This is a genomic window from Mucilaginibacter sp. JRF (assembly GCF_015223065.1).
Classification (GTDB): Bacteria; Bacteroidota; Bacteroidia; order Sphingobacteriales; family Sphingobacteriaceae; genus Mucilaginibacter.
In genome coordinates this window covers 1-12,303 of the sequence record NZ_JADFBY010000017.1, presented here as the reverse complement: position 1 = coordinate 12,303, position 12,303 = coordinate 1, and the positions used below count along the sequence as shown (strand labels likewise).

Annotated in this window: 6 protein-coding genes; 3 read left to right on the top strand and 3 right to left on the bottom strand. The window is 41.6% G+C overall.

Annotated elements, in window-relative coordinates; genetic code table 11:
* Positions 1 to 640 precede the first annotated feature (640 nt).
* From IM792_RS21085 to IM792_RS21075, 3 genes are all read right to left on the bottom strand, one after another.
* Positions 641 to 1,201, bottom strand: a complete 561-nt coding sequence (locus IM792_RS21085; protein WP_194103906.1) for a DUF4256 domain-containing protein — start codon at positions 1,199 to 1,201, stop codon at positions 641 to 643.
* Between the two features lie 107 nt (positions 1,202 to 1,308).
* Entirely contained in the window at positions 1,309 to 1,818 is a 510-nt protein-coding gene (locus IM792_RS21080) for a GNAT family N-acetyltransferase (RefSeq protein WP_194103905.1), read from the bottom strand.
* 133 nt (positions 1,819 to 1,951) lie between these two features.
* A complete protein-coding gene (locus IM792_RS21075) occupies positions 1,952 to 2,506 on the bottom strand; it encodes a hypothetical protein (protein ID WP_194103904.1) in 555 nt (184 codons plus the stop codon).
* 511 nt (positions 2,507 to 3,017) lie between these two features.
* Here IM792_RS21075 and IM792_RS21070 point away from each other — a divergent pair.
* Genes IM792_RS21070 through IM792_RS21060 form a run of 3 tightly spaced genes read left to right on the top strand, consistent with a single transcriptional unit; the run spans position 3,018 to position 11,332 of the window.
* Positions 3,018 to 6,965, top strand: coding sequence for a PKD domain-containing protein (locus IM792_RS21070; RefSeq protein ID WP_194103903.1), 3,948 nt, complete (start codon positions 3,018 to 3,020; stop codon positions 6,963 to 6,965).
* A gap of 22 nt (positions 6,966 to 6,987) precedes the next feature.
* On the top strand, positions 6,988 to 10,683 hold the full coding sequence (locus IM792_RS21065; RefSeq protein WP_194103902.1) for a DUF6443 domain-containing protein: 3,696 nt from the start codon (positions 6,988 to 6,990) through the stop codon (positions 10,681 to 10,683).
* The gene (locus IM792_RS21060; RefSeq protein WP_194103901.1) at positions 10,673 to 11,332 is read left to right on the top strand and encodes a hypothetical protein; all 660 of its coding nucleotides are present in this window, start codon (positions 10,673 to 10,675) and stop codon (positions 11,330 to 11,332) included. Before IM792_RS21065 ends, IM792_RS21060 begins: the two co-directional genes overlap by 11 nt.
* The last annotated feature ends 971 nt before the right edge of the window (positions 11,333 to 12,303 follow it).

Genomic DNA, 12,303 nt, shown 5'->3' with positions numbered 1-12,303 from the left:
TTCCGATTATTTTTCCTTTGTGTAAACTTTTTCGTTTCAATAGTTATTAAGCATTAGGCAAAAAGTTATCCAAAGGCTATAAATCACCCCAAAAGGCATAGTCAAAAACACAATACTCTGATAATCAGCATATTGAAAAACAAGGAAATATTAACTGAAACTTTAATCACGGGGAACCATTTTCCCCAACCCATGGGAATGGGTAGCGATATTGGGGAAATCCACGGTCAATTCCCCAGCGGGAAAAGCACTTAAACACAACTGAAAACGCAGTTTTAACATCCAAATCCACATCAAAAACCCCGCAACAAATAGCTGAATTCTATGGCCTATAAAGGTTAACTATGGCGAAACCTCTCCGGCCCTCTCCAAGGGAGAGGGGGTAGAATATTACCATCGTCTTTGCGAGGAGCGAAGCAATCTTCGAGCAGCTTGTCTTATAGAATATCCTGAAGAGATTGCTTCGTTCCTCGCAATGACGCATTTTTATTCCAATTTTGTCATTTCGACGCAGGAGAAATCTGTACGCGTTTATAGTAAAGCGATAGATCTCTCACTATCGTTCGAGATGACAGGGGGAGAAAAACAAAAAAGCCGAACAACTTTCGTTATTCGGCTTATATATCTTAGAATACCAAATTTAAACTTTTAACACCCCTCTGAAAGCGCGGGCGGCGTAGTAGGATGACGCACCATTGTGGTAGGTAAATACGGTGTTATATCTACGGTCGCAGAAAATAGCGCCACCAAGCTTGCGGATATCTACCGGGGTTTGTACCCAGCTTGATGTTTTCAGGTCGAAATTGCCGAGCTGCTGTAACTCGCGGTATTGTTGTTCGGTCAGCACCTCAATGCCCATTTCGGCAGCCATATTCATAGCGGTACCTTCTGGCTTGAATTCCTTGCGGGCTTCCAGCGCATGGCCATCATAACAAAGGCTTCGGCGACCTTTTGGGCTTTCGGCCGAGCAATCGTAAAATAAATACTCACCGGTTTTATCATCAATACCTACCACGTCGGGCTCACCGCCGGTGTATTCCATTTCGTTAAGCGACCATAGTTTTTCGGCGTTAGCTTCCAAACGCGACTGTACATCGGCCCAGTTAATACCCTGGTGACGGCTCATGTGTTTATCAAAACGGGTTTTTAATGTTTTTAGCAGATCGGTTTGCTCTGGCGATAGTTGTTTGGCGTGGCTCATAGGTGTTTGGTTTCAGCGTGGTTTAACAGAATTGATCCTAAATCAAATATGCAAAAACTGTAGTGGTTAAGATATATGAGATTTAAATATATCACAGCTCATAGCTTTTATTTCTTTAAAGAATACACGATCTCCTGCACCACACCACCCTCAGTCTGTAATTGCTGTTCGCGCGCAACATCCCGCTTAAAACCATTGTTCTCCAATATTTTTATTGAAGAAACATTTTCGCTATGCGTTGTGCCTACGATGGTTTTAAATTTTAAATGATCAAAATTATAGGCAATTACGGCCGACAAAGCTTCCGACATAATCCCTTTGCCTTGAAATTCAGGGAGCAATTCATAGCCTATTTCAACAACCGATCTTTTGTGATCCGTATTCCATAAGCATATGGTACCGATGAGCTTGGTTTCATCTTTTAAGGTGATGACCCAGTAATGCGCATCAGCAGCTAAAATGTTGACTATAAACTCAACCGCACCTTCGTATGATGTTGTAGCAGGCCGGTTAAGATACCGGTTAACACGCTCATCCGATCGTAACAATACCAACTGCGCGGTATCAGCCAGCATGATCTTGCGTAATGTTAATCGCGGAGATGAAAGTTCGATCACTTGATTTTATTTTTTATGGAACAAGATACGAGTTTATCGTGCTGCCCTTTTATTCAATTTATATTCAGAGATTTTAGTGTCACAAATGCCTTAAACCTTTTATATAAAACTTTTACTTGTATAGCTTATCTGATCAGCGTTTTTTTTGGAAGCTCATCATTTGGCCCAAAGTGGGGTCATCAACAATAATCATTAAACCATAAGGCGCCTTGTCACCTGTGAAACTAATATTGGTCAAAATTTGATCAATATTAGTTAGTGTAATTCCCCATACTTTTTCAAGGCTCCCCCAACGGTTTTCCACTGTTCTAATTGTTTCAATTTTCCAGTTGCCTTTAGCAGATATATGTTTTTTTTCCTCATCATCCATACCACCAAAAACATTAGGAATATTGTTAACTTGATATGTCGAGTCTGGCCTTAAAACAATTGTTGCATTTTGTCCAAGTTTATCAATTGATACTTCAAATATTGTTTGCCCTTCGAACTGATAAACCCCTATCACATCTTCTCTTTTAGGTTTATCCGTAGTTAATTCTCCAGCATATGGATCAAATTGACAACTTGTGATTAAGATAAGAAATGTTGTAAAGACGATATTGGCGATAAGATTTTTCATTCTTAAAAATAAAGCCTTTGAACTTTCATTCAAAGGCTTCAATAATAATTTCAAGAAATGCTTTCCCACAGTAGGGAAATGAACTTAGCCCGAAAAAGTACTTTTACAGCTAGTAAATGGGGTTAGTCGCGATGAGTGCCACAAAAGTGCCACAACCTTTTTCCATCGTATCTCCACTATGTGTATCTTTTGAAAGCTTCCTGCAACGAAGCTGACTGATTTAATGAACGCTAAAAATTCGTAATGTAAATTTACGAAATAATCTTTATCATTTTACACCTACCCTATTCCAGACATCTAAAATTATTTAGAATTCAATTTTAAAAAATATAAGATTTTACTTATAATTGAGCAACTTAAACATTTTTAGCCGTCACAATGCTACAGCAATTCACACAAAAAAATCCCAGGCAGCCTTTACATTTTTATGCCATACAAAATTCCCTATTCTTCGTTTCTAAACTTTATCCCATATGCGTAAAAATGCATCATAATTTTTTTTAATTAAATCAACAAGCACTTTGTTATAACTGAGTTCTTTTTTATAATCATTACAATCTGTTAAGCTTTCCTTATCACAATGAATACACGCAAAATGCTTCTGCTTTTGTGCTTATTAGGCATAATAACGCGCACCGCTATAGCCCAAAACGGCGCAAACGTCAGTGTCAATAACTACACGGGTACCGCTAATGTCACCATACCCTTATTTCAGGTAACATCCGGCTCCTTAAGCCTACAAATAGCAGCAGCATATAATGCCAATGGTGTTAAAGTTAAGGATGCTAAAGGCATAATGGGAATGAACTGGGGTTTAATAGCAGGTGGCGAAATTAACCGCACCCTTAGGGGCCTGCCGGACGATATGAAGTATGATAATGCCCGTTTAGGCTGGCTGTATAATACAAATGGCACGAAGATTAATAACTTTACGATCAGTAACAGCAATAGCACAACGATCTGTTCAGATGAAACTACAGATAACAGCTATATCAGCGCAAACTTCTCAGATCTCTCAGATACAGAGCCAGATGTTTTCAATATTAACGCTCCAGGGCTTTCCTGCCAGTTCGTGTTCGACAAAGACCATGTTGTGCGCACCATTCCTTATCAGGATCTGAAGATCACCTATCAGGCTGATCCAGCTAGTGGTAAAATTAATTCTTTTAATGTCATTAATGGTCAGGGCATACTTTATAGATTTGATCAAACCGAAACTGAAACCCGTAAAACCAGTACTTCGGGTACTGTTAGTTATTTTAAAAGGCAGTATGACCAGTTTGTTAACGGTATAAGTTTTGCGCGAACTTGGAAACTGACCGGCATAATAATGCCGTCGGGAGATTTTATACAAATTAATTATATCAATGGGAAACGTATAAAGAACAATGATAAGATTTCAGTGATATTGCCTGGATCTTCTGCAAGCACAACACTATTTTCGATAACCACATCTTACATGCCTTCGCTAATTAGTCAAGTGTATAACACCGATGTGATCAACGAACCTACTTTAAGTTTTACTTATCTACATGATTTTACAGGAGATTATAATGAAATCGGAAGTATAAAAGGCATGGGCCGTTCAGTAGGATTCTCCTATAAAAAGTTTGAAACATCGGCAACCAGTCGTTCTTTTCTGAACCGCATAACTATTTCCGGCTCAGGCATAAAAAACACCTTTGACCTTGCTTACTATGGTTTAGGCGTCAACGCGTCAGGTGATTATATCAACTTACCAGATTCAACCTCGAAAGAAATTGATTATTGGGGGTATTATAATGCAAGTAGTGCTTCAAGTCTTACTCCACAGATATACACTTATCCGTTAAATACAGCAGAGCGCTACCGGGTGCTACCACCGGGAGCATCGTCCAGTTATATTTATACATTGACAGGCGCTGACCGTTCGCCCAACTTATTGGCAGCCGTGAACGGCAGCTTAATGTCCGTTACGGCCAACACTGGCGGCGCTACCACGATCGAATATGAATTGAACAGTTATTACGATAACACGGCAGCCGCGGCAATCAACGGAGGCGGGATTAGGGTCAAAAGATTATCTTCAAGTGACGGCCTCAGTTCCGGTAATACTATCGTAACGAATTATAATTACAATGATCCGGCTACAGGAACGACCAGCGGCAAACCCATCAACCTGCCATCGTATGCCTTCACTATTCCTTATACCGGTAGCGGTACGGATGAGGCTAAATGGGCAGCATCGACAGTCCGTTCTGAAAATGACATGGCAGAAGAAGATGAAACCATTATTTATAAAAACGTTTCGGTGTCAAGGACAGGCAGTGGTGTAGTACGTTATGAATACGAGATCCCCGGCACATTCTGGGATGCCAGCGCTTCACCGGACTGGTTACCCACCACGGTATATTCCGGGCGCATAGCCTGTACAACGGCAACGTTTGCTACTACACAACGGAATAATTATCCTTATGCCCCGAATCCAAACTTTGACTTTGAGCGCGGATTGCTTAAAAAAGTAAGTACATATAGCGAAGCCGGACAGCAAATAAGCGAAGAAAACTATACTTATCAAAGATCTTTTACTAACCCGATTGTTATAACAGGATTAAAGTTTGAAAACAATACCAGCACGGCACGTAATTATGCCAAGTATAACATTCTTACGACGACATCTAAACTTACTGTTCAGCAGACAAGTAAGGTGTTCGATCTTCCTGCACTGACAACGTTTAAGACAAAAACGATCACTTACAAATACGAAAGTCCTAATCACAAATTACTTACATCCGTAGAAACACATAACAGTGATGGCAGCATCAGCAAAGCGTTCACAAAATATGTAAAAGATTATGCTACGACATTGGGCGCAGATTCGATGGCTAATTCCTTATACCGGATGAACCAGGCTAATCAGAACGTTCCTATCGAACAGTATCAACAGATTCAACGCGTAGGTACGACTTTTACTACCGGAGCCAGTCTGACGCTATATAAAAATGTTCTTGCTGCTGGAGTCCGCGATAAACCATCTCAATCCTTATCATTTGTGTCGCCGTCAGGAGTTTTGGATTTTCAGCCTTCATCCATATCTGGAAACACGCTTACCAAAGACAGCAGGTATGAAGTAAAAGCCAACTATTTATCTTATGATAACATGGGCATATTACAAATGGCCGACAATAACAAGCGCCAGCAGGTGACCACACTGACAGATCATAAGAGTAATCAACCATTCGCCGTATTTACAAACGCCTTGTTATCTGAAATAGCCTATAACGATTTTGATACTCCTTATATTGGTGCAGGATTTACGTTTACAGATACCGTTGCCAGCACTAATGCCAGAACAGGTAAAACGGCTGCTACCTTAAAAACGACAAGTGTGATCAGCCGGGCGATGACAAGAAACCCGCAGGCGGCGAACAATATTTTTTCGATATGGGTCAACACAACTGCGACCGGAACGCTTACTGTACAGCTTACCGACGGTACAAACACTTACAGCTATCCGATAAACTATGCGAATACCTCCGGCAAATGGCGGTTCTATCAGGTAAAAACCGCACTAAGTAGCCTTGCAAATTCATTCACCTGTAAGCTTATCGCTGGCGCTAATGTACTGGTTGACGATATTTTGTTTTACCCGGAACATGCCATTGTTCAAACTGCGGCATATGATCAGGAAACACTGGCTAAAACTTCCAATACAGATATGAATGGCGTGTCTGTATATTATACGTACGACACTTATGGACGGCTGAAAACGATATTGGATCAGGACAAAAACATCGTGCAAAGAAAGAGCTATCTAAAACCGGATGATTACACGAATTTTAATTCCAGCTTCAATCTTTACTTTTCATACGTACAGGGAGATGTATTAAACTACAACAACCAGCTTACCTTCAGAGACCGTGTTGACGCGGAATTAGACGGAAATATCCGAACTTACGACTTCGGTGACGGTACACCGGCTGTAACCGGACCTGGTACAGTGATTACGGAGTCGGAATTCGGGCAGACAGTAGAATATCGAACCTTTACACATACCTATACCCAACCGGGTAATTATACCGTTTCGCTGACAAAAACTTCTCCTGTTATTGGTACAAAAACCCTCACTAAAACAGTCCAGATATACGACCATTCAACGGTCAAGTTGCCACTTTATACCACTGGCAGGCAAGGTGCGGCGATTACCAATGTAGAATTCAGCGGCACAGGGTTAGGTAAAGAACAGACGCAGTCCGGAACCAGCTATGTCGTAAATCAGGGTGTTTACACGGTTACAGTGACCACCAGCGGCTCACAGTTTAATTCGGTGACCGGAAATGGATTCAAATGTGTTTACATACAATGCGGCAGCCAGGTGCTGGGCTGTATAAACTACAAATCTACGAGTAATGTGTATACATTTTACGGTATAGATCTGAATGGAAAAAGCGATATGTCGGTCATATTAAGTGAGAGTAGTTGTAATCCCAATTGGCCAATCGGAGGTGGCGTCAGCTTGACAACTCCCCCCCCATCTGAAGAACAATAAGATCAACCTTAACCTCACAACAATGCGACCAATCACTAAAAAACATACCCGTAGGTTAGCGGTAATGATACCATTACTGTTAGGCACCATTTATGCGAATGCTCAGCAACAGCAGGATCTGAGCGTGGAGCAAACAGAGATCATCAAAATCTCCGGTATAACAACTGAGGACATGATCTACGGATTGAATGCCACGCAAAAGACAACTTCAAAAACTTATTATGATGGTTTAGGCCGCCCTGTACAACAAGTACTTGTACAAGGCAGCCCGACGCAGAAGGACATTATCCAGCCGATAGGATATGACAACCAGGGAAGACAAAACCGCGGCTATCTGCCTTATGTCGGTACGGACGGCAGCGGCATTTTCCGTCCGAATGCCCTCACCAGTGAGCAGCCCGCATTTTATAATAACGGCACTTCGGACAAAATAGCCGACGATACCAATCCCTACAGCGAGCAGTTGTTTGAGAACAGCCCTTTGCAGCGCGTACTTTCCGCAGGCGGTGTAGGCAATGGCTTCCAGCCCCTGTCCGGTCAGCATTATTCCAGCATGAGCTACCGGAGCAATACAGCGGCAGATGGCAATATCATTATGTGGAGTCCAGATGGATTGAACACAGGGAATTATGGTGCTAATGTCCTTTCGGTAACCGAGGCTACCGATACAGAAGGGCACAAGGCTGTTGTATTTAGGGACGATCTGGGCCGGACGATCCTTAAACGCCAGGTAGTAAGCGCTACAACGAACAATGACACTTATTACATTTATAATAACGCAGGTTTAGTTAGTTATACCCTGCCGCCAAAGGCAGTAAACCTGCTGGCTGCCAATAGCAGTTATACGCTGAGCACCGCTGTAATAAGCAAACTGATATTTACCTATACCTACGATGATAAAGGAAGATTAACAGAAAAAACGATACCCGGTGCAGGCGCGGTATCGATGGTATATGATCCACTGGACAGATTGGTACTTGCACAAAACGCCAAGCTGAAATCTTCGAACCAATGGAACTACATCAAGTACGATGTGCGTGGTAACGCCATAGCACAGGGTATATATACCGATGCGACCCGTACGACGCTGTCAGCGATGCAAAGCTATGTATCCGGACTGAATTACAGCGTGAACTGGTACGAGAAGCGCGGCACCAGCTCAGGAACGGGATATTATACGAACGTCACCTTCCCGACCAGCAGCAAGACTGACCTGGCCTTCACTTACTATGATGATTATGATATCAACAGCGACGGGGTGGCGAACTACAATTATGTAGGACAAAACCTGACGGGCGAGGCCACGCCGACCACCCAGATCCGGGGCATGCTCACTATGGTGCGTAAATACACGGTAGGTTCAGCCGGCGGGGCATGGCTGCTGAAAGTGATCTTCTACGATAAGCGCGGTAACGTGATCCAGGAACGTTCCAACAACCAGATCAATAATACTACGGCGGATACCAAAACCATCGTACCCGACTTTACCGGTACCGCGAAACAGGTAAAGGTGGTCAAATCAGTGAACAGTGTCAGCACAGCCATATTGAGCACATTCAGCTATGACCATATGCAGCGTGTAACGGCGATAGACCAAAGCTATAACGGGGGAGCGACCGTACGCGTAGCCGGCTATACCTATAATGAACTGGGTCAACTGGTGGATAAGAAGCTGGGCTCGACCAACGGCGGTAGCAGCTACCTGCAATCCATCGACTACCGTTATAATATCAAAGGCCAGCTGATCAGCATTAATAACAGCAAGCTGAGCAATGACGGCGTGAAGAACGATGACAGCAATGACCTGTTCGGTATCGAGCTGCTGTATAATCAGGCCGATGCCAACGTAGGCAATACGGCTTATTATGACGGCAGCCTGTCTGCAGTAAAATGGATGAGCAAGAATGCCGCGAACGCCAGCAGTTATGAGCGCAGCTATAAATACAGCTACGACGGGCTCAACAGGTTGACAGCGGCGAACTATGCCGAGCGCACCACGTCAGGGACCGGGGCGTTCAACTATAACGTGAACGGGTTTAACGAGAACAACATCACCTACGATGAGAACGGCAATATCCAGACACTGAAGCGTAACAGCAGCGTAACAGGCGCGGCCAATGTAGTAGAGGTAGACAACCTGAGTTACATTTACGATACGGCCAACCCGAACCAGTTAAAGAACGTAACGGATGGCACGACAACGAACCATACCGGTTACGGTTTCAGGAACCTGACAGGCACCACGACAGGCAACTATGCCTATGACGCGGCGGGCAACCTGACGGCCGACCCATACAAAGGCCTTACACTAACCTATAACTACCTGAACCGAACGGACAGGATCACGATCACGACCGGTACGGGGAGATATATAAACCATACGTACAGTTCAGATGGTGTGCTGATCAAAAAGCAACAGTACGACAACAGCACGCTGCAAAAGACGACAGACTATATTGACGGCTTTGTGTATGAGAATGGCACGCTGGCGTACTTCGCCATCCCGGAGGGGAGGGTACGTAACGTATCGGGTACGCTGAAAGCGGAATACGTGATCACCGACCACCAGGGCAATGCGCGTATCAGCTTTGAGGATAATGGCAGCGGTACAGCGGTGGTGAAACAGGAGAACAGCTACTATGCCTTTGGTCTGACGATGGCCAGCAGCCCGGTAGCCACGCCAACGCAGCCGAACAAGAACCTGTACAATGGCGGCTCGGAATGGCAGAACGACTTTAACAACCTGCCGGACTATTACAATACCTACTACCGTAATTATGATGCTGCATTGGGCCGGTTCATCGCTGTTGATCCGATGGCTGGGGCTACTGAATCGATGACGGTTTATCAATACTCAGGTAACAACCCGATCATGTTTAATGACCCATTGGGTGATAAGCATATTACAAGCGCCTACCCTGTGGAGATGCCTGAACCGCTTCAAATCCTCGGGATTTTTCGCAGTACTGGACGTATTTCACGGGAAATGTATTGGAGTGGTGTCGAAGGCGCTTTTATTAGAGAAGACTATGATCCGTTTGCTAAATCAGGCGATTATTCGGAATTTTGGGGACAGTTCTTAGATAAATATAGTAACTGGCAAGGAGAAAAACTTAATTTAGATTTTAGTGATTTAAAGGTAGGTACTAACAACGGCCAAACTACTTATCGCTATAATACTGTAACTGGCTCGGTGAATAAGGACAATGGTATTATTACCGATATAAACTTTACTGAACATAGTATAAGAGTAAATGCTGCAAGTAATGGCAAATGGCCAATTGGCTTTTTCGTCGACCCTGCATCAATAAAAATGCGATTAATAAGCACACCATTTGGTCTGTATTATCAAGGAAACATAAATAATATTAATATACTGGCATATGACGATGACGGAGATAAGCCCAAAAGTGTTTTAGTTCACATTAGAACATTAGGTGTTGAAGTTCCCGCGAAAGATGTATTAAATAGGAATAGTTTAATCAACAGCTTAGCGCGGTCAATCGAATATAGCGGTAACAGAGTTTACGATCTTCTGCGAGCTGGTATGATACATGATACTCGTGGTGCTAATATGTGGTTTGAAAATTATTTTAGTGGTTTTATTGGAAAATTATATCCAGGGGCTTATAGTATGGAGCAACACATACCAGGCGCTCCTTCTAGCAATTTAAAATGGACTTTGTTTCCCTGGAAATTTAACCTAAATGAAAATTAATTTCAAGATGGATTATTCAGATATATATAACGTTGTTGCTAAATATTATCCAATAGGTATTGATAAAAATGATCCCTGCTATAGGATGTATAGTGGACACGAGCTTCTCGAACTAAAGCTACAAGAGATGTTAAACTCAAATGAAGACGTTAATAGATGGAAAAAATTAGTATTGGATTTTCAACATAACTTTTTTGAAATTCTTGACGCCAATACAGATTCATCCCCATTGGACCCTTCATTTTCTGTAGAGGTACTTATTGGAGAAAAAAAAATAGGTAGTATAATTCAAAGGACTAAAATATGTTGTCATCTTAGCTATCTGGGACCTTTTTTTTGTATGTATGGAAAGGAAGAGGTAAATATTGAAAGAGATATGGAAGTCATTAACTTCCATCCATTAATTTTCGCCACACCTAATAGTATAATGGAAAAGTATTATAACACGCTTCGACTGTCAATAGAAAGTAGATATAATGGATTATCATTAGTACCTTTCATTTTGCTTTCTAAAAGAATTAAAGGACTTCGCATAGCTTCCTCTGAACTAAAAGAGTATCAATATTCCAGCGTATACCAAGCTCTATTCAAAAGAGAAAATATTACTGATTGTAAAGTTGTGGGCAATATGCTCCAGAACAAAAATTAAGTTTTACCTCATTTGACGCAAATATATTTATGAAACAATCAATAACGTTCTCATTGAAAGTTTGGTTCACAGCTTTAATTCTGACCCCTTTGTTAGCATACCTACTCTTTTATTTAGGTAATTCAGTAATTTTTATTTTCAACAGTGATAAACTAGCAACCGATACTGGACTGATCTATCAAACCGACAAGTTCCAAATATTTAATATAGGCTGGATGTTACTTCGATATACACCTTATTATTTACCTTATTTAATAATTACGGTGATAGGGTTGGAATATAAATCGAGAAAAACTATATCACTGAAAATTATAAGATTTTGGCTAACAATTTTCTGTATTTTATTAATCCTATATCCATTTACAATATTTCAACTTAAAACCATAAATTTTTTGTTTAATATGAATTTAGCTTGGATTTCGTCATTTGGAATTAACTTTACTGGAGGAGTTTGGTTTTATAAACCAACAGGTTTAGTGGAAAAATATAGGTTTTATAGAAGAAACATATCGTAAAGATTGCAACTACCCACCTTAATTTAAATCCGAATATTGATCCACATGATAAATATTTCGCACTGACTAATTGTAAAAATAGCAGAAGGTGCTGGTAGGAATATTTAAATAATGTCAAGAATATCACAATTGATCTGTTAACTAAACAAAAATCCGTTGAATTCTGCTTTTCTTTAAAATATAGAGCAGAAGGGGATGGAACTTAGCCCGAAAAAGTGCATTTATAGTTTGCAAATGGCGTTAGTCGCGATGAGTGCCACAAAAGTGCCACTACCACTTCCACTTTCTCCAATTAACTTTGAAAGCGTCCTGCAAGGAAGCCGACTGATTTTAAGAACGTTGTAATTCGTGATGTAAATTTACAAATAATATTCAATCAAATGAGCCCGTTAGTACAAAACTCGAACTCCTTATTACAGGACTTAAGACGTCTTGTGGCTCTTTCAGTTGGCAGAC